This is a genomic window from Pseudomonas sp. FP215 (assembly GCF_030687795.1).
GTDB lineage: Bacteria > Pseudomonadota > Gammaproteobacteria > Pseudomonadales > Pseudomonadaceae > Aquipseudomonas > Aquipseudomonas salmasensis.
On the sequence record NZ_CP117447.1, the window covers coordinates 3,144,930 to 3,167,392 of the forward strand.

General features: G+C 61.8%; 16 protein-coding genes. 10 read left to right on the forward strand and 6 right to left on the reverse strand.

Annotation, left to right across the window (positions count from 1 at the left end; all coding sequences use genetic code 11):
• Window positions 1–26 precede the first annotated feature (26 nt).
• On the reverse strand, window positions 27–911 hold the full coding sequence (locus tag PSH76_RS14290; protein WP_200582837.1) for a LysR family transcriptional regulator: 885 nt from the start codon (window positions 909–911) through the stop codon (window positions 27–29).
• 114 nt (window positions 912–1,025) lie between these two features.
• Here PSH76_RS14290 and PSH76_RS14295 point away from each other — a divergent pair, with 114 nt between their 5' ends.
• The 6 genes from PSH76_RS14295 (at window position 1,026) to PSH76_RS14320 (ending at window position 9,001) form a co-directional block, all read left to right on the forward strand.
• Window positions 1,026–2,258: an MFS transporter gene (locus tag PSH76_RS14295; RefSeq protein WP_305494359.1), complete on the forward strand. Its 1,233-nt coding sequence runs from the start codon at window positions 1,026–1,028 to the stop codon at window positions 2,256–2,258.
• A 38-nt stretch (window positions 2,259–2,296) separates the two neighbouring features.
• Entirely contained in the window at window positions 2,297–3,007 is a 711-nt protein-coding gene (locus PSH76_RS14300) for a FadR/GntR family transcriptional regulator (protein ID WP_305494360.1), read from the forward strand.
• 107 nt (window positions 3,008–3,114) lie between these two features.
• Entirely contained in the window at window positions 3,115–4,308 is a 1,194-nt protein-coding gene (gene lhgO, locus PSH76_RS14305; protein ID WP_305494361.1) for an L-2-hydroxyglutarate oxidase, read from the forward strand.
• 56 nt (window positions 4,309–4,364) lie between these two features.
• A complete protein-coding gene (locus PSH76_RS14310; RefSeq protein ID WP_047710754.1) occupies window positions 4,365–5,690 on the forward strand; it encodes an MFS transporter in 1,326 nt (441 codons plus the stop codon).
• 81 nt (window positions 5,691–5,771) lie between these two features.
• Window positions 5,772–6,623 (forward strand): CAP domain-containing protein, encoded by an 852-nt coding sequence (locus PSH76_RS14315; protein ID WP_032892030.1) that lies wholly within the window; start codon window positions 5,772–5,774, stop codon window positions 6,621–6,623.
• A 173-nt stretch (window positions 6,624–6,796) separates the two neighbouring features.
• Window positions 6,797–9,001, forward strand: a complete 2,205-nt coding sequence (locus PSH76_RS14320) for an ATP-binding protein (protein WP_032892031.1) — start codon at window positions 6,797–6,799, stop codon at window positions 8,999–9,001.
• Here the strand turns inward: PSH76_RS14320 and PSH76_RS14325 are convergent.
• The 4 genes from PSH76_RS14325 to PSH76_RS14340 all read right to left on the reverse strand — a co-directional run bounded on the left by PSH76_RS14325 (window position 8,980) and on the right by PSH76_RS14340 (window position 17,900).
• Entirely contained in the window at window positions 8,980–10,101 is a 1,122-nt protein-coding gene (locus PSH76_RS14325) for a diguanylate cyclase (RefSeq protein ID WP_032897453.1), read from the reverse strand. The two genes, PSH76_RS14320 and PSH76_RS14325, sit on opposite strands and share 22 nt — an antisense overlap.
• Before the next feature lie 80 nt (window positions 10,102–10,181).
• Complete coding sequence (glgB, locus tag PSH76_RS14330; RefSeq protein WP_056784830.1) at window positions 10,182–12,428, reverse strand: 1,4-alpha-glucan branching protein GlgB; 2,247 nt, start codon at window positions 12,426–12,428, stop codon at window positions 10,182–10,184.
• Window positions 12,425–15,772: a maltose alpha-D-glucosyltransferase gene (gene treS / locus PSH76_RS14335; protein ID WP_305494362.1), complete on the reverse strand. Its 3,348-nt coding sequence runs from the start codon at window positions 15,770–15,772 to the stop codon at window positions 12,425–12,427. The genes glgB and treS overlap by 4 nt, the downstream gene beginning before the upstream one ends.
• A 139-nt stretch (window positions 15,773–15,911) precedes the next feature.
• Window positions 15,912–17,900 carry an alpha-1,4-glucan--maltose-1-phosphate maltosyltransferase gene (locus PSH76_RS14340; RefSeq protein ID WP_305494363.1) on the reverse strand — a complete coding sequence of 663 codons (1,989 nt, stop codon included), beginning with the start codon at window positions 17,898–17,900 and terminating at the stop codon, window positions 15,912–15,914.
• A gap of 204 nt (window positions 17,901–18,104) precedes the next feature.
• Here PSH76_RS14340 and PSH76_RS14345 point away from each other — a divergent pair, with 204 nt between their 5' ends.
• Window positions 18,105–18,293: a hypothetical protein gene (locus tag PSH76_RS14345; protein ID WP_032892035.1), complete on the forward strand. Its 189-nt coding sequence runs from the start codon at window positions 18,105–18,107 to the stop codon at window positions 18,291–18,293.
• A gap of 14 nt (window positions 18,294–18,307) precedes the next feature.
• Here PSH76_RS14345 and PSH76_RS14350 read toward each other — a convergent pair whose 3' ends face one another.
• On the reverse strand, window positions 18,308–18,799 hold the full coding sequence (locus tag PSH76_RS14350) for an MgtC/SapB family protein (protein WP_305494364.1): 492 nt from the start codon (window positions 18,797–18,799) through the stop codon (window positions 18,308–18,310).
• Window positions 18,800–18,922: 123 nt separating this feature from the next.
• On the opposite strand from PSH76_RS14350, the gene PSH76_RS14355 reads away from it, so the two are divergent.
• The 3 genes from PSH76_RS14355 (at window position 18,923) to mapR (ending at window position 22,312) form a co-directional block, all read left to right on the forward strand.
• Entirely contained in the window at window positions 18,923–19,162 is a 240-nt protein-coding gene (locus PSH76_RS14355; protein ID WP_032892037.1) for a DUF3203 family protein, read from the forward strand.
• 184 nt (window positions 19,163–19,346) lie between these two features.
• On the forward strand, window positions 19,347–20,756 hold the full coding sequence (gene ccoG, locus PSH76_RS14360) for a cytochrome c oxidase accessory protein CcoG (protein ID WP_305494365.1): 1,410 nt from the start codon (window positions 19,347–19,349) through the stop codon (window positions 20,754–20,756).
• A gap of 146 nt (window positions 20,757–20,902) precedes the next feature.
• Window positions 20,903–22,312, forward strand: coding sequence for a GntR family transcriptional regulator MpaR (mapR, locus tag PSH76_RS14365; protein WP_032892039.1), 1,410 nt, complete (start codon window positions 20,903–20,905; stop codon window positions 22,310–22,312).
• The last annotated feature ends 151 nt before the right edge of the window (window positions 22,313–22,463 follow it).

Sequence of the window (22,463 nt, forward strand, 5' to 3'; positions counted from 1 at the left end):
CGGCGATTGTACCTGTTGCGGGCCGCTCATGGCCCGCACACCTCGCGCAAACAGGTGCGCAGCCAGCGATGGGCCAGGTCGGCGTCCTGTCGCGGGTGCCACAGCATCGCCACGGTAAACGGCGGCAACGTCACCGGCAGCTCAAAGCAGTGCAAGCCTCGAGGCGGCACGCTGATATAGCGCTCAGGCACACTGGCGATCAGGTCGGTGCTCCGCGCCAGGGCGATGGCCGTGTTGAAACCGGCGACCACGATGCTGACCTGCCGAACCAGACCTTGCGCCTCCAAAGCATCGTCGATCTGGCCACGGTCCTGCCCGCGCCGCGACACATAGACGTGTTGTCCCTGGGCGAAACGCGCGGCGCTCAAAGGGCCGCGACTCAGAGGATGGCCCTCGCGCACCACGCCCACCAGGCGGTCACGAAACAGCGCCTGGGTCAGCACCTCGGGGCTGGCGCCGACATCGACCACACCGGTTTCCAGGTCGACACCACCGTCGCGCAGCAACGCACTGTGCTTGTCGCTCTTGTGCACGAAACGCAAGCGCACGCCGGGTGCCTCCTGGGCGATACGCGCCAGCAATGCGGGGCCGAAGCGCTCGACGAACTCCTCACTGGTGCGCAGGGTGAAGGTGCGCACCACCGCCCCCAAGTCCAAGGAGTGCGCCGGGCGCAATACGGCGTGGGCGTCCTGCACCAGTTGGCTGACTTGCTCGCGCAGCTGCAACGCCCGGGGCGTCGGCACCAGGCCGCGACCGGCACGCACCAGCAACGGATCGCCAGTGGCCGCACGCAAACGCGCCAGGGCCCGGCTCATGGCCGAAGGGCTCAGGCGCAAGCGCTGGGCAGCGCGAGCGACGCTGCCTTCGGCAAGCAGCACGTCCAGGGTGATGAGTAAATTGAGGTCGGGCATGCGCGCTCCTTAATCAGGCGTTTGGTGCAGCTATAACCTGCAACCCATGCGTCTTCCGCCATATTAGGCGACGCCGTAGATTTGTGACAGGTGCATTCATTCAAGGAAACGCGCATGCAAACCTCCACACGCGGCGGCCTGGTCGCTTTGTCGTTGTCCATGTTGCTGGCCGCCCTGGGCACCAGCATCGCGAATGTTGGCCTGCCCAGCCTGGCGCACGCCTTCGGGGCATCGTTTCATGCCGTGCAGTGGGTGGTGCTGGCCTACCTGCTGGCCATCACCGCCGTGATCGTCCGCGCCGGGCGCCTGGGCGACCGTCTGGGGCGCCGGCGCTTGCTGCTGGCCGGCTTGCTGGTGTTTGCCCTGGCCTGCGCCGGGTGTGCCGCCGCGCCAACCCTGCCCTGGCTGATCGGCGCACGGGCATTCCAGGGCCTGGGCGCGGCGATCATGATGGCGATGACCCTGGGCATGGTGGGTGACACCGTCACTAAAGAAAATACCGGCCGAGTCATGGGCCTGCTCGGCACCATGTCAGCACTTGGCACGGCCATGGGGCCGAGTGTCGGCGGGGTATTGCTCAGCCTGTGGAGCTGGCGCGCGCTGTTTTTGATCGGCCTGCCCTTGGCGGGCGTGGCTGCCGCCCTCGCCTACCGTTATTTGCCGGTGGATGCTGACCGCCGCGAAACTTCGCCAGGCGATACATTCTGGGCGCCCCTGCGCGATGCGCCATTGCGCGCCGGCTTGGCCATGAGTGCGCTGGTGTCGGCGGTGATCATGGCCACGTTTGTGGTGGGCCCGTTCTATCTGTCGCGTGGCCTGGGCCTCGATCCCGCCTGGATGGGCTTGGCCATGGCCGTGGGGCCAGCGGTCGCAGCGGTTACCGGTGTACCGGCGGGTTACCTGACCGATCGCCTCGGCAGCCAACGCCTGACCCTCATGGGGCTGAGCGTGATGCTCTGCGGGGCCTTATTGCTGTCGCAGGTGTCCGGGCTTGGCATTTATCTCGCGGCCCTGATCGTGTTGACGGCCGGCTACAGCCTGTTCCAGGCGGCCAACAACACGGCAGTGATGAGCGACATACAGGCGACCCGCCGAGGCACAGTGTCCGGCCTGCTGAATCTGTCGCGCAACCTGGGTCTGATTTTCGGCGCATCGGCCCTCGGCGCAGTGTTTGCCCGCACCACACCGGATGTCAGTCACGCCGCGCCACAGGCGGTGGCTGCCGGCTTGCACGCGACCTTCGCCATGGCAACGGGTTTGCTGCTGGTGGCCGCACTGATCGCCTGGAAACGTGCGCAAAGGCCGAGCAGCGCGAAGCAGACAAATATTGACAAGCCAAAATCGTAACGACTATTGTCTGACAACCTGATCACCAAGGTTTTCCCATGCTTGAACTCCAGCGCCCCGATTCGCTCGTCGTACGGGTTGTCAGCGCCATTCGCGCAGAAATCGAATCCGGCCAACTGGCCCCGGAGTCGCGCCTGCCGACCGAACAGCAACTGGCCGAACAACTCAACGTCAGCCGTTCCGTGGTGCGTGAAGCCATTGCCCAGCTCAAGGCCGACGGTGTGCTCACCGCCCGCCGTGGCCTGGGCTCGTTTATTTCGCAGACCCCTGCGGGCACGGTGTTTCGGTTTCCGCAGCCCAACGGTCGACGACCTGACCTGGCGCAGATGTTCGAAGTGCGCCTGTGGATCGAAACCCAGGCCGCTTCGATTGCCGCCCAGCGCCGCGACAGCGCCGACCTGCAACGCATGAAAAGCGCGTTGCAGGCCATGCAGGACAAGCGCGACAACTTTGAAGCCGCAGCCCTGGCCGATGTGGAATTCCACCGCGCCATTGCCGACGCCAGCAAGAATGACTACTTCGTGGCCTTCCATGACTTCCTCAGGAGCCAGTTGGCCAGCGCGCGTAAAACCGCGTGGGAAAACTCGGCCTCGCGCTTTGCCACCGGTTCGGCCGACGCGACCCAGGAACACCAACAGCTCTACCAGGCCATTGCCGATGGCGACGCCCAATGTGCTGCTGCCTGTGCCGAGGCGCACCTGCGTGCCGCGGCGCGGCGCCTGCAACTGGAATTACCGACCACGAATTGATCCGTTCTGTTTGCAGCGTGTCCCCGGACACGCCATTTTTTTAACAAAAACATTAGTCTGACAACCTGATAAGCAGACTGAAATGTTCAGCCTTAGGTAACCCTGCAATGATTCATGACTTTTGCATTATCGGCGGCGGCATCGTCGGCCTGGCCACCGCCATGGAACTGCTCGAGCGCCAACCTGGCGCGTCGCTGGTGATCCTGGAAAAAGAGTCGGTGCTGGCCAAACACCAGACCGGCCACAACAGCGGCGTGATCCATGCCGGCATCTACTACGCGCCCGGCAGCCTCAAGGCCGATTTGTGCAAGCGCGGCGCCGAAGCCACCAAGCAGTTCTGCCGCGAACACGGGATCAAATTCGAGGTGTGCGGCAAGCTGCTGGTGGCCTCAAGCCCGCTGGAAATGCAACGCATGGAAGCGCTGTACGCCCGTGCCCAGCTCAATGGCATGCAGGTCGAGCGCTTGAATGCCGAACAACTGTGCCAGCGTGAACCGAACATCGTCGGCCTCGGCGGCTTGTTTCTCGATGCCACCGGGATTGTGGATTACCGCCAGGTGTGCGAGACCATGGCCCAGGTGATTCGTCGCAACGGTGGGCAGATCTGCCTGGAACGCACCGTCACTGCCATCCACGAAAACACCGATACGGTCACCGTCAACACCGAGGGCGAGGCCTGGCAGGCCCGCCATTTGGTGGTGTGCGCCGGCCTGCAGTCAGACCGCCTGGCGCGCCTGGCCGGTATCCGCATCGAGCATCAGATCATCCCGTTTCGTGGCGAATACTTCCGCCTGCCTGCCGCAAAGAACAACATCGTCAACCATCTGATCTACCCGATCCCCGACCCGGAGCTGCCCTTCCTCGGCGTACACCTGACCCGCATGATCGACGGCAGCGTCACCGTCGGCCCGAATGCCGTGCTGGGCCTTGGCCGCGAGAACTACCGCAAGTTCTCGGTGAACTGGCGCGACGTGGCGCAGTACGCCAGCTTCCCGGGTTTCTGGAAAACCCTCTGGCAAAACCTCGGTTCGGGCACCACCGAGATGAAGAACTCCTTATTCAAGTCCGGCTACCTGGAGCAGTGCCGCAAGTACTGCCCGTCCCTGACCCTCGATGACCTGCTGCCCTACGAGGCCGGTATCCGTGCCCAGGCAGTGATGCGCGACGGCAGCTTGGTGCACGACTTTCTGTTCGCCCAAACCTCACGAATGCTGCATGTGTGCAATGCGCCCTCGCCGGCCGCCACCTCAGCCATGCCCATCGGCGCGATGATCGCCGACCGCCTGTTCCACCCCCAGTAAGACCGCACCGCCCGTTCACCCAACAATAACTACAAAGACCCAGAAGGAAGTCCAGCATGTCGGCATCCGCCTCCATCCCCGGTACCGAAACGCCCGAACAAACCCGCAAGCGCCTGCGCAAAGTCGCCGCCGCCACCATCTTCGGCTCGATGCTGGAGTGGTACGACTTTTACCTGTACGCCACCATGGCGGCGATTGTGTTTTCGAAGATCTTCTTCGATAACAGCGACCCGAAGACTGCCACGCTGATGGCCTTTTCGACCTTTGCCATCGGCTTTATCGCCCGCCCTTTCGGCGGCATCCTGTTTGGTTACCTGGGCGACAAGTTCGGGCGCAAGCAAGTGCTGGTGCTGACCTTCTGCCTGATGGGCGTGTGCACCACCTTAATCGGCTTGATCCCCAGCTACGCCTCCATCGGCATATGGGCGCCGATCCTGCTGGTGTTTATCCGCATCATCCAGGGCCTGGGCGCAGGAGCCGAGCTGTCGGGCGCGGCGGTCACCTCCTACGAACACGCCTCCCAGGGCAAGCGTGGCAGCCAGGGCGCCTGGCCGGCATTGGGCCTGAACCTGGGCCTGTTGCTGTCCTCGCTGACCATTTACCTGCTGACCATCAACGGCAACGAGTTCCTGCTGGCTGGCGGCTGGCGCATTCCGTTTATCTGCAGCATCGTGCTGGTGGGCGTCGGCCTGTGGGTGCGCAACAGCATTCCCGAAACTCCGCAGTTCGAAGCGCTGAGCACGGAAAAAGCCAAGGCCAAGCCATCCCCCCTCAAAGCCTTGTTCAAGAACGACCTCAAGGGCCTCGCCGTGGTGTTTTTTGTCGCGATTGGCTACAACGCCCTGAGCTACATCTTCAAGACCTTCTCCCTGGCGTACCTGACACAGTTCAAAGGCGTGGATGTGCATGTCACCTCGCTGTCGGTGACCATCGCCAGCCTAGTGGCCATCGTCGCCGTGCCCTGCTTTGGCTGGCTGTGTGACAAGTGGAGCAGCAAGACCGTACTGATGCTCGGCGGGCTGTGCTCGCTGTTGTTCGCCTACCCGTTCCTGGCCCTGCTCAACAGTGGTGAAAGCCTGATGATCTACCTCGCCATCGGTGTGGGCACCGGGATCCTCGCGCCGATGATGTTTGCGCCCCAGGGCTCGTTCCTGAGCCGGCAGTTCCCGACGCAAACGCGGTCTTCGGGCTTTGGCACCGGGCGCGAAATCGGCACCGCCATTGCTGGTGGCCTGGCACCGCTGGGCGCACTGTCGATGGTAGCGGCCTCGGCCACCCACTCCACCGATGGTGTGGTGGTGATCCTGGCGATTTCTGCCTTGTTGGTGGTGGTGTTTGCCCTCTGCGATCAGGGCGCGAAACACTCGGCATTCAAGAACTGAGCAAAAAAGTTCGGACCAACGGGTGCATGGATGCACCTGGATCGCGCATCATGGGCACTTTCAAGCTCAAGGGTAACGTCCATGCGCGTTCTGTCATTGATGATGGGTCTTACGACGCTGGCCGCCACTACGGTGTTCTGCGCCAGCGCGATGGCGAATGAAGAAAGTCAGTTAGTCCAACAGATCAACCAATACCGCAGCCAGGTACAACGCTGCGGTGACCAGGGCTCCCAGGAGCTGCCACCGCTGGCCAGCGACACACGGCTGGTATTGCCGGCCTCCAATGTCGGCGATTTGCAGCAGTCGCTGGCGCGGGCTGCGTACCCAATGGTGAACGTGCAGGCCATCAGCCTGTCCGGGCCCAAAGACGCCGAGGCTGCGATGAAAGCGGTACGCGAGAGCTTCTGCCGCGTAGTGCTCGATCCGCAATTTGTCGACATCGGCGTCAGCAACAGCGGCCAGGACTGGCGCATCGTGCTGGCCCGCCCGCTGCTGACCAGTGGCCTGGGCGACTGGCAGACCGAAGGGAGAAAACTGCTCGACCTGATCAACACCGCGCGTGCCGAGCCGCGCCAGTGCGGCAGCCAGGCGTTCACCGCGACCACACCGCTGTCGTGGAACGACACGCTGGCCAGCGCGGCCAACAGCCACACGCGCAACATGGCCAACGGCAACTTCTTCGACCACCTGGACCACGACGGGCGTACACCCGGTGACCGCGCCGAACTGGCCGGGTATATCGCGAAGAACATCGGCGAAACCATCGCCGCCGGCCTCGACACGCCGCGCAAGGTCGTCGACGGTTGGCTCGCCAGCCCCGGCCACTGCGCCACCCTGATGAACCCGCAATTTCGCGATTTGGGCGCCGCCTACGCGATGGACCCCAAGAGTGACGCGGGCATCTATTGGACGGGGTTATTCGGCACGCAATGAAGGTTGGGCGCCGGCCCAACCCGGCCAATGATGACGGCGTGCAAATAGACAATGAAATCAAAGTGCTATCAGGGAGATAATCGCGCTGAACTGAATGCGGTCATTCCGGTCTGTTGCTAGTCGGTGTGACTCTTCAAAGCTAAACAATGCGTGGCAAGCAAGGTGTGAACCCAATGATGAATTGGCTGCAAGGCAGCAGCGAAATGGCAGAGCGGGTTCGTCAGCATGATTGGGCCAATACGCCCCTGGGGCCGCTTGAGCACTGGCCCGATGTGTTGAAGACAACCGTTGCGCTGTCCTTCGCGTCAAGTTTCCCCCAGGCCATCGTCTGGGGGCCTCAGTTGATTACCCTCTACAACGACGCGTTCACGCCGATCCTGGGCAGCAAACCCGACGCTTTGGGCCGCCCGTTCAACGAGATCTGGCACGAGGTGTGGGACGATATCAGCCCTATCGCCGACGCTGCGTTCGACGGGCACGCCACCTATATCGAAAACTTCCCGCTGTTGATCCAACGCAACGAAGCGCCGGAACAAGCCTATTTCACCTTTTGCTACAGCCCGATTCGCAACGCCCAGGGCGTGGTGGTCGGTCTGCTCGACACGGTGACCGAAACCACTGCCACGGTGTTCCTGGCCCGTCGTCTTGAAGTGCTGGACGCCATTAGCAACTGCGTGACCAACGCCACCGACGCCGAAACCATCATGACGTCGACCACCCGTTTGTTGGCCCAGCACCTGCAGGTATCCATCTGCGCCTACGCCGACATGGACGAAGATCAAGACGGCTTCTCCATTCGCGGCGACTGGTCGGCGCAAGGCTCGCCGAGCATCATCGGCCATTACAGCCTGGCGGCGTTTGGCGAGTGCGCCGTCAACTGCTTGCGTGCCGGCGAGCCACTGGTGATACGCAATAACCTGATCGAGTTGCCGCCCCATGATGCCGCAAGCTTCCAGGCGCTCGGTGTGACAGCCACTATTTGCATGCCCTTGATCAAAGACGGGCGGCTCACCGCCCTGATGGCCGTACACGACAAAGTGCCGCGTTTTTGGTCGTCCTACGACATCGCGCTGTTGGGCGAAGTCACCGAGCGTTCCTGGGCGCACATCGAGCGCGTGCGCGCCGACGCCGCCGTGCGTAAGGGCCTGGCCGCCTATGCGGAACTCAATGCCAACCTCGAGCAGCGCGTGAATGAGCGTACCCGTGCGCTGGCCGAAGCCGAAGCTGCACTGCGCCAGTCACAAAAACTTGAGGCCATCGGCCAACTGACCGGTGGCGTCGCCCATGACTTCAACAACCTGCTGACCATTATCCGCTCATCCGTGGATTTCCTGCGCCAACCGGGCCTGTCCGAAGAGCGTCGGCAACGTTATATGTGCGCGGTGTCCGACACCGTGGAGCGGGCCAGCAAGCTCACCAGCCAACTGCTCGCCTTTGCCCGTCGCCAACCGTTGAACCCGCAGGTGTTCGATGTCGGCCAGCGCGTGCAGAACATCGGCGAGATGCTCGAAAGCGTCACCGGCGCGCGCATTCATGTGCAGGTGCAATTGCCTGATCAGCCCTGCTATGCGCGCATCGACCCCAGCCAGTTCGAAACCGCGCTGATCAACATCGCCCTCAACGCCCGCGATGCGATGGACGGCCAGGGTACCCTGACTCTGAAGGTCGCCGGGCAGCAAACGCTGCCACGTATCCGCGGGGATGCCGAGTCGTGCATGCCCTACATCGCGATCTCCCTGGCCGATACCGGCACCGGGATTCCCAGCGATACCTTCGAGCGCATCTTCGAGCCGTTCTTCACCACCAAGGCCGTGGGCAAAGGCACGGGCCTTGGCCTGTCGCAGGTATTCGGCTTTGCCAAGCAGTCAGGCGGCAATATCGATGTGGCCAGCACCCTGGGCCACGGCACGGTGTTTACCTTGTACCTGCCGCAAGTCGAAGGCGAAGCGGCGCCGGATCAAGACCCGCATGCAGACCTGCCTGCGCCGCAAGAGGCGGCTCATCAGCATGTGCTGATCGTCGAGGACAACCTTGAGGTGGGACGCTTCGCCAGCCAGATCCTCAAGGACCTGGGTTACCAGACCACCTGGGCGACCAATGCCGAACAGGCGCTCAATCTCGCCGGCAATGACGTTCAGGGGTTTGACGCGATTTTCTCCGACGTGGTGATGCCCGGCATGACCGGCGTGGCCATGGCCAAGCTGCTGCGCCAGCGCCGCCCGGACCTGCCCGTGGTACTCGTCTCCGGCTACAGTGAGGAACTGGCGGACAGCGGCTATGAAGGCTTTGAATTCCTCGCCAAGCCCTACTCCGCCGACCAGGTTGCGCGGGTGCTGGCAAAGGCGATGTGCAAGGATCAGTCGACGACCGCCACCTGATTGCGGCCCGATGCCTTGGCCTGGTACAGGGCCTTGTCGGCGCTGTTCATCAAGCCGTTCAAATCCAGATGCTGAGCGTGGGTGGACGCCACGCCCAGGCTGGCGCTCACCCCCTGGACCGGGTCGGCGGGCAAGTCACCAATTTTCTGGATCAACTGCTCGGCAATGCCGCGCGCGGTCTCCAATGAGGTATTGGGCAGCAACACCGCAAACTCCTCGCCTCCCAGGCGACCGTAGATATCGGTCTGGCGAAAGGATGCGCTGATCACTGCGCCAATCTGGCGCAACACCTGGTCACCGACTTGGTGGCCATAGGTGTCATTGATGGCTTTGAAGTGGTCCATGTCCATCATCAACGCACACAACGGCTGCTGCTCGCGCAGGCACTGCGCGTACAGCAACTGGGCCTGCTCGTAAAACGCCCGACGATTCATCAGCCCGGTCAGCTCATCGGTCTGGGCGGCACGGGTGGAAATATGATGAGCGCGCTCCATCTGCCGCGTCAGGCGAAAGGCTTTCTCCAGGGCATCGGAGAGTTTGTGCGTCGCCCCGACCACAAACGAGGCAAACACCAGCACCGCCAGCGCCACGCCGACTTGCATCGGTGAGGGCTGGAGCAGCATCCATACCGTACAGGGAAGCAACACCAGCGCCATGGAACCCAGCGTCATGTAACGATAAGCCGAATAACAGGACACCGCGCTGACCGACATGCCCACGGTAAACAGCATCACCAACACCTGGGATAAACGGTCATCGACCGGCATCACCGCCAGCGCCCCGCCGCCCCAGATCCCCGCCGACAGCATCAGCGTGACCCAGTAGCGGCGTTCCCAACGGGCGGGTGTACGCCCCGCGTCCGGGCAGCGAAACCATTGCACGAACAAATGCAGGCGCACCAATGACGAGCCCGCCAGCAGTACCAGCCACACCAGGATGACCTGATGATCGAACCGGTCCCAGCACAGCCAGCAGAGCATGACGGCGCCCAGGTAGCTGCCGAAGATAGCGGAGAATGATTGACGAAACAGCTGGTGCAAACGGTCGGTTCGCACCTGCTCTTCGATTTGGTGACCCTGATCTTGCCCGAGGCTATTCATGGGATTTGCCTGTGTGAACGGCGACGACAAAGCGCCATTGTGGCACCTTGCCAGCAAGCCGAACAGCAGCATCCGCCGCGCTAGAGCGTTTCAGGCTCCTCGGGCCGCAAAATCAGCACACCCAAGGGCGGCAAGTTCAGCGACAGCGACACCGGTTGCCCATGGCGCGGCTCATCCTGGGTAAACACGGCGCCACCGTTACCGTAATTGGAGCCGGCGTAGGTGTCGGCATCACTGTTGATCACCTCACTCCAGCGCCCGCCAAACGGCACACCGACCGCGTAGCCTTCGCGGGGCACCGGGGTGAAGTTGGCAACCACCAACACCGGTTTGCCATCCTTGCTCCAGCGCAGCCAGGCGTAGACGCTGTTGATCGCGTCGTCACCGATCAGCCATTGGAAGCCCTGGGGCGCATCGTCCTGTTCGTGCAACGCAGGCTCTTCGCGGTACAGGCGGTTCAGGTCGCCCACCAGCTTCTGCACGCCACGGTGCTCGGGGTATTGCAGCAAATACCAATCCAGTTGCTGGTCGTGGTTCCACTCGCGCCATTGGCCAAACTCGCAACCCATGAACAGCAGCTTCTTGCCCGGATGCATCCACATAAAACTGAGGTAGGCGCGCAGGTTGGCAAATTTCTGCCAGCGGTCGCCGGGCATCTTGTCGATCAGCGAGTGCTTGCCGTGCACCACCTCATCATGGGAAATCGGCAGGATAAAGCGCTCGGACCAGGCATACACCAGCCCGAAACTCAGCTCGTTGTGATGATGGGCGCGGTACACCGGGTCTTGCTGGATGTAATGCAAGGAGTCGTGCATCCAGCCCATGTTCCATTTGTAGTTGAAGCCCAGGCCACCCTGTTGGGTCGGCTGGCTGACGCCCGGCCAGGCCGTGGACTCCTCGGCAATCACCAAGGCGCCCGGCGCTTCAAGGGCGACCACGTCGTTCAGGTGCCGCAAGAAGTCGATGGCTTCCAGGTTCTCGCGACCGCCATGGCGGTTGGGCACCCATTCACCGGCCTTGCGCGAATAATCGCGATACAGCATGGAGGCCACGGCGTCCACGCGCAGGCCGTCCACATGGAAATGCTTGAGCCAATGCAAAGCCGACGCGAGCATGAAACCGTGGACCTCGGTGCGGCCCAGGTTGTAGATCAGCGTGTCCCAGTCCTGGTGAAAGCCTTCCAGGGGGTTGGCGTATTCATACAGCGCGGTACCGTCAAATTGCGCCAGACCGTGGGTATCGGTGGGGAAATGCGCCGGCACCCAGTCGAGGATCACACCGATATCGGCCTGATGGCAGGCATTGACGAACCAGGCAAAGTCTTCCGGCGAGCCAAAGCGTGCGCTGGGGGCAAACTGGGATAATGCCTGATAGCCCCAGGAGCCACCAAAGGGGTGCTCCATGATCGGCATCAGTTCGATATGGGTGAAGCCCAATTGTTGAACGTAAGGAATCAGCCGCTCGGCCAGTTCGCGCCAACCATATTGACGGGCCACTTCACCGGCCTCGTCCAACTCGCACTGCCAGGACCCCACATGCAGCTCGTAGATCGACAACGGCGCGGTGGATTTCTGCTTGTCGCCCCGCGATTGCATCCACTCATGGTCCTGCCAATCCACTTGCAAAGGTGCGGCGACCTTGGAAGCGGTGTCCGGCGGCAGTTGGGTGGCCAGCGCCACGGGGTCGGCCTTGAGCGGCAAAATGCCGTGGGCGCCGAGAATTTCGTACTTATAAGCTGCGCCCGGCTGCAGGCGCGGAATGAAGATTTCCCACACGCCCGATGGATGGCGCAGGCGCATCGGATGACGGCGCCCGTCCCAGATATTGAAGTCGCCCACCACCGAAACCCGCCGTGCGTTCGGCGCCCAGACGGCAAAGCGCACGCCCTGCACGCCGTCGACGCTGACCACCTGCGCCCCCAGGCAGTTGCCCAGGTCACGGTGATTGCCTTCGGCAAACAGGTACAGGTCCATTTCCCCCAACAGCAATTGGCTGAAGCTGTAAGGGTCTTCGGTGATCTGTTCGCCGCCGGCCCACTGGATTTTCAGCAGGTAGGGCTGGCGAGTGCTGAAGTGCCCGACAAACAGGCCCGGCACCTGGGTGGCGTCGAGGCTGCCAAACGGCTCGCCCGTGTCACGCGCCAGCACCTGAACACTCAGGGCCTCCGGCAGGAACGCACGGATAAACTGGCCGCCCTGCTCGTCATCATGGGGCCCCAGGATCGAAAAAGGATCGGGGTGCTCGGCGCGCACCAGCGCATCGACGTCCTTGGACGCCGGCAATGCAGTCAACTTGGGCTGCAGCGGTTCTCTCTGTGTAAAACTCATGACGTCTCCCCACCGCGTACAGGTTTAGATATAGGTGTCAGCCCGCTCAGCAAGCCGTGCAGCCCTTGCAGGGGCACCGGCAGCCAGGTCGGGCGGTTTTCTGCTTCGTAGGCCACTTCGTACGCGGCCTTTTCCAGGCTGAACAAGGTCAGCGCTGCGTCGTGGCCGTTGGCATCCTGCCAGTCATGCGCCAGTGTAGACGCAGCGGCCTGATAAGCCTGGGTAAATGCTACGCGAGCTTCATTCAGGTAGCGGTCGGTCACTCGCTTGCGCGCCGCGTTCGCTTCTGGCGTGTGATCCACCCCTTGCACATTCAGCGCCATGGCCGCCGCATAATCGAAGGAACGCAGCACACCGCTCACATCCTTATAAGGGCTGTGCTTGCCGCGCCGCTCATGCAGCGGCCGCGCCGGCTCGCCTTCGAAGTCGATCAAGTAGGCATCGCCCTTGACCACCAATACCTGGCCCAGGTGCAAGTCACCGTGGACGCGAATGCGCAACCCGCCCGCCGTGGCTTTGGCCAACGCCTGAACATGCGCCGCGATGGCTTTTTTCTGCGCCAGTAATTCACTGACCAACGCCTGGTCGGCGGGGTTCAACTGGCTTTGATGAAGCTTGAGCAACTGCAGGGCACGGTCGATCTGAGCGCCGACATCCTTGGCCCAGGCTTGGGCGTCCTTGGCCGTGGTGACTTCGGGCTTGAAGGCTTTATCGCTCGTTGGCGCGCCCAAGACCACGTGCATTTCACCCAGGCGCTGACCGAGCAAACCGGCAAAATCCGCCAGCTCACCGAGGGCGTTGTAGTGCTGTTCCTGTTCAGAGATCGCGTCGGCCAGCTCATCGCGGATCGCCCGCTCCAGGTTGTTCTGGGTCCAGCTCCAGGCATCGCCCTGGTTGCTCAGGTAACCCTGGGCGATCATCAGCAGGTTGTCCTGCCCCTGCCCGTCGCGGCGGCTCATAGAGCCCAGCAGCGGCGAAATGTTCGGGTAGCCGGCGGCGGTCAGGTAGGCGCTCATTTCCAGCTCCGGGTGCACACCGGCGCTGACTTTACGAATCAGCTTGAGCACCAGGCTGTCACCGACCACCACCGAGCTGTTGGACTGCTCGGCAGACAGATAACGCACCGGCGATTCACGGGTCAGTTGCAGCGCGGCCAAGTGTTCAGTCGCCTCAAACCGCAGATCGCCGTCAGGGGTACTCAGCACGGTACCGGCCTGCATGGCCTGGATCACCTCAAGGATAAAATGCTCAAGGCTGAAGGCATCGGTTACTAACCCTACCTGCCGGGTACGTCGCACTCGGGCCAACGCCAATTGCTGGGGCAAGGCGCTGGTGAACTGGTCTTCGCCAAGGAAGCCCAAGGGCAGTTGGTAACGGTTGACCTGGCCAGCACTGGTCACTTCGATCTCACTGAGCAACACCGGCTGCTGCGGGTCGCCAAAACGCACGCCGTAGGCGATGCGCACCGTGTCGATTGCCGTGTCTTTGCCGGCAAACCAGCGACGCTTGGGCAGCCAGGCCGGCAGTGAAGTGTGCTCCAGGCTGGTGCGGCAAGGTTCTTCCAGTAACTCTTCCATGCGTTTTTTCAGTACCAAAGTGGTGAAGTCAGGCATGCTTTGCGCCGGTTCCACATGCCAGCTGGGCATCTGGTTTTCCGCGGCCAGCACGAACCAATAGAAACCATAGGGCGCCAGGGTCAGCAGGAAATTCAGCTGGCCGATCGGCGGGAAGGCATTACCGCCGAGCATCTCCACCGGCACCATGCCGGCAAAGGCCGACAGGTCCAGCTCCGCCGCCTGGGCGCTGCGCGACACGTTGGCCACGCACAGGATGATCTCGGTGTGGCCGTCTTCACCGGTGTATTCACGGGTATAGGCCAGGATGCGCCGGTTGGTCGGCGAGAGCATTTTCAGGCTGCCACGGCCAAACGCCTTGGACTGTTTGCGCACTGCGAGCATGCGCCGGGTCCAGTTGAGCAATGAGTGCGGGTCCTGGGCCTGGGTCTCGACGTTGACCGACTGGTAGCCGTATTGCGGGTCCATGATCGGCGGCAGCACCAGGCTGGCCGGGTCGGCACGGGAAAAACCGCCATTGCGGTCGATGGACCATTGCATGGGCGTGCGCACGCCGTCACGGTCGCCCAGGTAGATGTTGTCGCCCATGCCGATTTCATCGCCGTAGTACAAGGTCGGCGTGCCCGGCATCGACAGCAACAAGCTGTTAAGCAGTTCCACCCGCCGACGATCACGCTCCACCAGCGGCGCCAGGCGCCGTCGAATGCCCAGGTTGATGCGGGCCCGGCGATCTGCAGCGTAGTAGTTCCACAGGTAGTCGCGCTCTTTGTCGGTGACCATTTCCAGGGTCAGCTCATCATGGTTGCGCAGGAAAATTGCCCACTGGCAATTGGCAGGAATCTCCGGGGTCTGGCGCAGAATGTCGGTGATGGGGAAGCGATCTTCCTGGGCCAACGCCATGTACATGCGCGGCATCAGTGGGAAGTGGAATGCCATATGGCATTCATCGCCGTCGTCGCCCTTTCTGTCGCCAAAGTACAGTTGCGTATCTTCCGGCCATTGGTTGGCTTCGGCCAGCAGCATGCGGTCGGGGTAATGGGCGTCGATCTCGGCGCGGATCTGCTTGAGGACGTCGTGGGTTTCGGCGAGGTTTTCGTTGTTGGTGCCATCCCGTTCGATCAGGTAGGGAATCGCGTCCAGGCGCAGGCCGTCGATGCCCAGGTCGAGCCAATAGCGCATCACCGACAGCACGGCTTTCATGACCTGCGGGTTATCGAAGTTGAGGTCGGGCTGGTGCGAGTAAAAGCGGTGCCAGAAGTACTGGCCGGCCACCGGGTCCCAGGTCCAGTTGGACTTTTCGGTGTCGAGGAAAATAATGCGCGTGCCGTCGTACTTCTGGTCATCGTCCGACCACACGTAGAAGTCCCGTGCGGCCGAGCCTGGCTTGGCCTTGCGCGCACGCTGGAACCAAGGGTGCTGGTCGGAGGTGTGGTTGATCACCAGTTCAGTGATCACGCGCAGCCCGCGTTGGTGGGCTTGGGCAATAAAGCGCTTGGCGTCGGCCATCGTCCCGTAGTCGCTGTGCACGCCGCGGTATTCGGCAATGTCGTAGCCGTCATCACGACGCGGCGAGGGGTAGAACGGCAGCAGCCAGATGGTGTTCACGCCCAGGTCGGCGATGTAGTCGAGTTTGGCGATCAGCCCGGCAAAGTCACCAATGCCGTCGTTGTTGGAGTCGAAGTAGGATTTGACGTGAACCTGGTAGATCACCGCGTCTTTGTACCAGAGCGGGTCTTTGATAAAGGTGGCTGCCTTGGGTTTCTTGGCCATTGCAAACTCCTGAAAATACAAAGTTCTCGAGGATCGTTCCCACGCTCCGCGTAGGAACGCAGCCCCGGACGCTCCGCGTCCCAAGCGCGACGCAGAGCGTCAAGTGAGACGTTCCCACGCAGAGCGTGGGAACGAGCACTCAGGATGTGCTGATGCGCCAGATGCCGAACGGCATCTGCGGTTCCAGCCGGGTCCATTGGGTCTTGCCGTACCAGGTCCAGCGGTGGCCGTTCATCAAGTCTTCGCCCTGGGTCTGGGCATCGTCGGGCAAGCCCATCTCCCACAGTGGCAATTCGAAGTGAGCTTCCTGGGCGTTGTGGGGGTCGAGGTTGACGGCGACCAGAATGAAATTGCTGCCGTCTTCGCTGCGCTTGCCGAAATACAGGATGTTGTCGTTCCAGGCGTTGTAGAGCTTGAGCCCCAGGTGCGTGTGCAACGCCGGGTTCTGGCGGCGGATGCGGTTGAGCTGGGCGATCTCGGCGATGATGTTGCCGGGCGCAGTGAAGTCGCGGGGGCGTATCTCGTACTTCTCCGAGTCCAGGTATTCCTCTTTGCCCGGCACCGGCGCGGCTTCGCACAACTCAAAGCCTGAATACATCCCCCATAGCCCCGAGCCCATGGTGGCCAGCGCGGCGCGGATCAGGAAGCCTGCTCGGCCGGATTCATGCAGGAAACCGGGGTTGATGTCCGGCGTATTGACGAAGAAGTTCGGGCGGTAGCACTCACGCCAGGGCGACTGGTTCAGTTGGGTGAGGTACTCGCTCAGCTCAGCCTTGGTGTTGCGCCAGGTGAAGTAGGTGTAGCTCTGGGAATAGCCGACCTTGCCCAGGCGCGCCATCATCGCCGGGGTGGTGAAGGCTTCGGCGAGGAAGATCACCTCCGGGTACTTGGCGCGCACGTCGCTGATCAGCCATTGCCAGAACGGCAGCGGCTTGGTGTGCGGGTTGTCGACGCGAAAGGTCTTCACGCCCTCTTCCACCCAACCCACCACGATATCGCGCAGTTCGGTCCACAGGCTCGGGATGGCATCGGCCGCGTAGAAATCGACGTTGACGATGTCCTGATACTTTTTCGGCGGGTTTTCTGCGTACTTGATCGTGCCGTCCGGGCGCCAATTGAACCAGCCCGGATGCTGCTTGAGCCAAGGGTGGTCCTGGGAGCACTGGATCGCGAAGTCCAGGGCGATTTCCAGGCCGTGGTCGGCAGCGGCCTGGACCAGCCGGCGAAAATCATCGCGCGTGCCCAACTGCGGGTGGATCGCCTCGTGACCGCCCTCCTCACTGCCAATGGCATAAGGGCTGCCGGGATCATCGGGGCCGGCGGTGAGTGAGTTGTTCTTACCCTTGCGATGGCTACGGCCGATGGGGTGAATCGGCGGAAAGTACAGCACGTCAAAACCCATGTCATGGATCATCGGCAAACGCGCATGCACGTCGTTAAACGTGCCGTGGCGCGCCGGATCGTCGGTGATCGAGCGCGGAAACAGCTCGTACCAGCTGGCAAATTGTGCGGCCTCACGCTCCACGTCAATCGGGTACGCGGGGCTGACGCTCAAATAGGCACGATGGTCGGCCTGGGTCATCAGGTGTGCACTGTCTTCGTGCAGGAACAACGCCACCTGCTCGGTTTCCAGCAGGCCGGAGAGCTCATGGTGCAACAACATCAAGCGGTCACGCAGTTCATTGTCACTGCGCTGGGCGGCCTGCAACACCAGGCTGCGGCCCTCCTGCAGCTCGAGGCTGACTGGCACGCCAGCTTCATGCTTCTTGCACAGTTCGTAACAAAAGCTGGCAAAGGTGTCGATCCAGGCTTCGATACAGTACTCATGGCGGCCTTGGCGGGCGACAGTAAACGCGCCCTCCCAACCATTGTTGCCGATATCCAGCATGACCACGCTGTGCCAGCTTTCATCTCCCAGCGCGCGCCAGCGGATCAACACCGCGAGTTTATCGTGGCCATCGGCGAATACTTTGCTGGTCACATGGACCCGCTGGCCCACCACTGCCTTGACGGCAAACTCACCGTTGTCGATGACCGGCATGGTGCTTTCGATCGCGATCCTGGGTAACAGCAGCGCCTGGGACAGCGGCAGCACGGAGTCTTCTGGAACCAGTGTTTCAGCAGTCATCGAGCATCTTCCCCTTACGCCCTGTGGACGCTCTTGGCTTGATCCGAATTCAAAGGCGGCGGCGCTCTCCCCGAGCGTGGCCGTTTAAGGTCCGAGCCTGGGCGCGCAGCAAAAGTTCAGGTGGATATGCCGCCACTGGGCAGGGAATCAATTGCCCCAGGCCGCGGTCCACCGCTAGAGCAAAGCACAAAGGAGGCCACACCGATGAATATCCCGATCCCCCCGGAACCTGAAGATCCGAATATCGACAACCCGCCGCTGCCGCCCGGCGAACCGGCGCCCGTTCCGGAGAAAGAACCGCCGGAAAACGACCCACCGCCCGTGGAGGAGCCGCCGACGACTATGCCGCCAGTAATAGGGATCCAAGCCTGGCATTCGCCAAGCATCCAGTGATCCATAATGCGGCATCATTTATCCAACATTTTGACGATTCTGGGCATGATGCTGAACACCGCCAGGGCCAGCAGGGTACTGAGTACCGCGGTCGATTCACGGCCCATGCCCGCCGCCACGCCAATGGCGGCGGTCATCCACAACCCGGCCGCCGTGGTCAGGCCCTTCACATGCTGGCCCTCCTCGTCTTCCTTGCCCTTGAGGATGGTGCCAGCACCGAGGAAGCCAATGCCCGCAATCACCCCCTGAACCACACGGCTCATGGCATCTGCCTGGTTGCCGGACATCTGCGGCACCAGCACAAACAGCGCGGCGCCCAGTGCCACCAGCATATGGGTGCGCACCCCGGCCGCCTTGCCCTTGTGCTCACGTTCAAACCCCAGGATGCCGCCGAGGATCGCCGCGATCAGCAGGCGCACGGTCACTTGGGTGAGTTGCCGGGCATCGCCGATGTCGGCGAATTCGGCTTGCAGGGTTTGCCATACCAGATGCCACCAGGCGTCCATGGATGCGCTCCTTTTTATTATGGATAGATAAAGGGTGGACAGCGCAGACCGCCAGTCAGTTGCCTGGAACCTGCCTCCATAGGTGCCGCCTAAGGCTATATAGCCCATAGAAAGGAGATCGCCATGACCCTTCGCATCGACAACCATTTGTGCTACTTCACGCTCGGCGTGGACGGCCAGGAGCAAAGCCTGCCAGCCACCCGCGTGAAGATCCTTACCGACAATGACAAAGCCATGTCCTATGTGGACCTGGCGGGCGAGCGGATCTATATCACTGAAGCCGAAGCCGACGCGCTGACGGTTGAAGGGGCCACGGATGGCCGTAACCATGTGAAGGCGCAAGAGCCTGGTTCGGTGATTTGATTGATCTGTATCATCGAATCCAATGAATCCCTGCACCCCTATGCCCTGGGGGTGCAGCACATTGACGCACACGAACGCGCCAAACCTATCTGATCCGCTTTTTATCACTCAACCTGAGTCTGTTATGCAAACAGCCCGTCGCCCATAGTTCATCGGCCTGATGGAGGCTGATGAGCGAACGACCATGAGCGAACGAATCCCAACCGTGGAAACCTTTGAGCCCATTCACCCAAAGAAGGTGAAGGCCAAATCCAGCGACAACCTGATCCATACCCGCAGTTTTACCGGCCTGTTTCGCACCTTGCGCGTGGCCGGTGCCGGCCTGCTGTTCCTGGCTTTTTTCGGCACCGTGTGGCTGAACTGGGGTGGGCGCCAAGCCGTACTGTGGGACCTGGCCGAGAGCAAATTTCATATCTTTGGTGCGACGTTCTGGCCTCAGGACTTCATCCTGCTCTCGGCGCTGTTGATCATCTGTGCCTTCGGCCTCTTTGCAATCAAGGTGTTTGCCGGCCGCGTCTGGTGCGGCTACACCTGCCCGCAAAGCTCGTTCACCTGGCTGTTCATGTGGTGTGAAAAGGTCACCGAGGGTGAACGCAACCAGCGCATCAAACTGCAGGCCGCGCCCTGGAGCCTGAACAAGCTGGCACGGCGCTCGGCCAAACACACGATGTGGCTGGGTATCAGTGTGTTGACCGGGCTGACGTTTGTAGGCTATTTCACCCCGATCCGCCCCTTGGCCGCTGAATTGCTGACGTGGCAGATGGGCGGTGTGAGCCTGTTCTGGGTACTGTTTTTCACCGGCGCCACCTACATCAATGCCGGCTGGCTACGCGAAGCGGTGTGTATGCACATGTGCCCCTATGCACGGTTCCAGAGTGTGATGTTTGATAAAGACACCCTGACCATTTCCTACGACGCCGCCCGTGGCGAGCAGCGTGGCCCGCGTAAACGTGACGTGCAGCCAGCCGAGGTTGGCCTGGGCGATTGCATCGACTGCCAACTGTGCGTGCAGGTATGCCCCACCGGCATCGACATCCGCGACGGCCTGCAAATGGAATGCATCGGCTGCGCGGCCTGCATCGACGCCTGTGATTCGATCATGGACAAAATGGGCTATGCCCGTGGTTTAGTCAGTTACACCAGTGAGCATCAATTGCAGGGGGGCAAGACTCACCTGCTGCGGCCACGCCTGATCGGCTACAGTGCCGTGCTGCTGGTGATGATTGCGGCGTTGGTGGTGGCCCTGATTGAACGGCCGATGGTGTCGCTGGATGTCACCAAGGACCGTGGTATGTTCCGCGAAAACAGCCAGGGCTTGATCGAGAACATCTACAGCCTCAAGGTGATCAACAAGACCCAGCAGCGCCAGGACTACCGCCTGGAACTGGTGGACACCGAGGGCTTCCAGTTGCAAGGCAAGACCCAGGTCAGCCTGGCGCCCGGGGAAATTGTCGATGTACCGGTGTCGGTGGCGTTGCTGGCGGACACACCGGCCAGCAGTTCTCAGACTATCCGTTTTAAAGTGACGGATGTGGATGAGCCGTGGATTTATACCGCTGCCGACAGCCGCTTCGTTGCCCCCTTGAATCGCTAATCAACTGTAGGAGCGAGCTTGCTCGCGAAAAACTTACCAGCGCCGCGTTCATTCAGGAAACACGCGTTATCGTTGACGTTTTTCGCGAGCAAGCTCGCTCCTACAGTTCGCCCTGCGTACACATTCAAAAAGCTAATTAGGCCGCCATGAAACGCTACGAAAAATTCGCCGACGACATCGCAGAACTGATCCGCTCCGGCGTCCTCGGCCCCGGCCAGCGCGTGCCATCGGTGCGCTATGCCAGCCAGGCCTACGGCGTCAGCCCGTCCACCGTGTTCCAGGCCTACTATTTGCTGGAGCGTCGTGGCCTGATTCGCGCACGCCCCCGCTCTGGCTACTTCGTCAACACCCATGCGCCCAGCCCGTTTTCCGAACCGGTGGTGAGTGAGCAGGTGCATGAGTCCACCGATGTAGGCGTGAGTGAGCTGGTGTTCTCGGTACTGGATTCGATCAAAGACCCCAACACCGTGCCCTTCGGCTCGGCCTTCCCCAGCCCCATGCTGTTCCCGCTGCCGCGCCTGGCTCGCTCCCTGGCCAGTGCCAGCCGCGAAATGGACCCGCGCCTGGTGGTCACCGACATGTCGCCAGGCAACCCGCAACTGCGCCGTCAGATTGCCCTGCGCTATATGGTCGGCGGCCTGATGCTGCCGATGGAGGAACTGCTGATCACCAACGGCGCCCTCGAAGCGCTCAACCTGTGCCTGCAGGCCGTGACCGAACCGGGCGACCTGGTCGCCATCGAAGCGCCGGCGTTCTACGCCTGCTTGCAAGTGCTTGAACGCCTGAAGCTCAAGGCCGTGGAGATTCCGGTGCATCCGCGTGACGGTATCGACCTGAACGCCTTGGCCCAAAGCCTTGAGCGCTATCCGATCAAGGCCTGCTGGACCATGACCAGCTTCCAGAACCCCATGGGCGCCACGCTGCCTGAAGAGAAAAAACAGGCGCTGGTGCAACTGCTGCGCAGCCATCAAGTGCCGTTGATCGAAGATGACGTCTACGCCGAGCTGTATTACGGGCAACAAGCGCCGAAACCGGCCAAGGCCTTCGATACCGAAGGGCTGGTGATGCACTGCGGCTCTTTTGCCAAGAGCCTGGCGCCGGGTTACCGCGTGGGCTGGGTCGCCGCCGGGCGCTTTGCACAGAAGGTCGAGCGGCTGAAACTAATGACCTCGCTGTGCCCATCGATGCCGGCCCAGGCGGCGATTGCCGATTACCTGCAACACGGCGGCTATGACCGGCACCTGCGCAAACTGCGCTACGCCCTGGAAGAACAGCAAAGCGCCATGCTGGCGGCCATCGCCCGCTACTTCCCCGCGCAAACCCGGGTCAGCCAACCGGCGGGAGGCTATTTCCTGTGGTTGGAATTGCCGGAGCAGACCGACTCGCTGAAGTTGTTCCAGATGGCCCTGGCCCAGGGCATCAGCATTGCGCCGGGGCCGATCTTTTCCGCGACCCAGCGCTTCAGAAACTGCATACGCTTGAACTATGGCAGCCCGTGGAACGAAGCCTCGGAGAAGGCCATGGAGACATTAGGGCGGATTGTGCGCTCGTTCTAAATGGAACCTACCGTCGCGTCTTAACGACTCAGAGGCCTCCACAGACCGAATAAAGAGACCCGCGTGATTACCTGGAAAAACTGCCCACTGCCCACACGTGCCCCCCTTAACCTGAAGCCTTTTCCCGTCCCTCACCACTACATGCACTGGG

Coding starts and splice junctions, on each gene's coding strand:
- PSH76_RS14345 (WP_032892035.1), top strand. CDS start 18,105: ATGAATATCCCGATCCCCCCGGAACCTGAAGATCCGAATATCGACAAC.
- lhgO (WP_305494361.1), top strand. CDS start 3,115: ATGATTCATGACTTTTGCATTATCGGCGGCGGCATCGTCGGCCTGGCC.
- mapR (WP_032892039.1), top strand. CDS start 20,903: ATGAAACGCTACGAAAAATTCGCCGACGACATCGCAGAACTGATCCGC.
- PSH76_RS14350 (WP_305494364.1), bottom strand. CDS start 18,799: ATGGACGCCTGGTGGCATCTGGTATGGCAAACCCTGCAAGCCGAATTC.
- ccoG (WP_305494365.1), top strand. CDS start 19,347: ATGAGCGAACGAATCCCAACCGTGGAAACCTTTGAGCCCATTCACCCA.
- treS (WP_305494362.1), bottom strand. CDS start 15,772: ATGGCCAAGAAACCCAAGGCAGCCACCTTTATCAAAGACCCGCTCTGG.
- PSH76_RS14300 (WP_305494360.1), top strand. CDS start 2,297: ATGCTTGAACTCCAGCGCCCCGATTCGCTCGTCGTACGGGTTGTCAGC.
- PSH76_RS14310 (WP_047710754.1), top strand. CDS start 4,365: ATGTCGGCATCCGCCTCCATCCCCGGTACCGAAACGCCCGAACAAACC.
- PSH76_RS14340 (WP_305494363.1), bottom strand. CDS start 17,900: ATGACTGCTGAAACACTGGTTCCAGAAGACTCCGTGCTGCCGCTGTCC.
- PSH76_RS14355 (WP_032892037.1), top strand. CDS start 18,923: ATGACCCTTCGCATCGACAACCATTTGTGCTACTTCACGCTCGGCGTG.
- PSH76_RS14320 (WP_032892031.1), top strand. CDS start 6,797: ATGATGAATTGGCTGCAAGGCAGCAGCGAAATGGCAGAGCGGGTTCGT.
- PSH76_RS14295 (WP_305494359.1), top strand. CDS start 1,026: ATGCAAACCTCCACACGCGGCGGCCTGGTCGCTTTGTCGTTGTCCATG.
- PSH76_RS14325 (WP_032897453.1), bottom strand. CDS start 10,101: ATGAATAGCCTCGGGCAAGATCAGGGTCACCAAATCGAAGAGCAGGTG.
- glgB (WP_056784830.1), bottom strand. CDS start 12,428: ATGAGTTTTACACAGAGAGAACCGCTGCAGCCCAAGTTGACTGCATTG.
- PSH76_RS14315 (WP_032892030.1), top strand. CDS start 5,772: ATGCGCGTTCTGTCATTGATGATGGGTCTTACGACGCTGGCCGCCACT.
- PSH76_RS14290 (WP_200582837.1), bottom strand. CDS start 911: ATGCCCGACCTCAATTTACTCATCACCCTGGACGTGCTGCTTGCCGAA.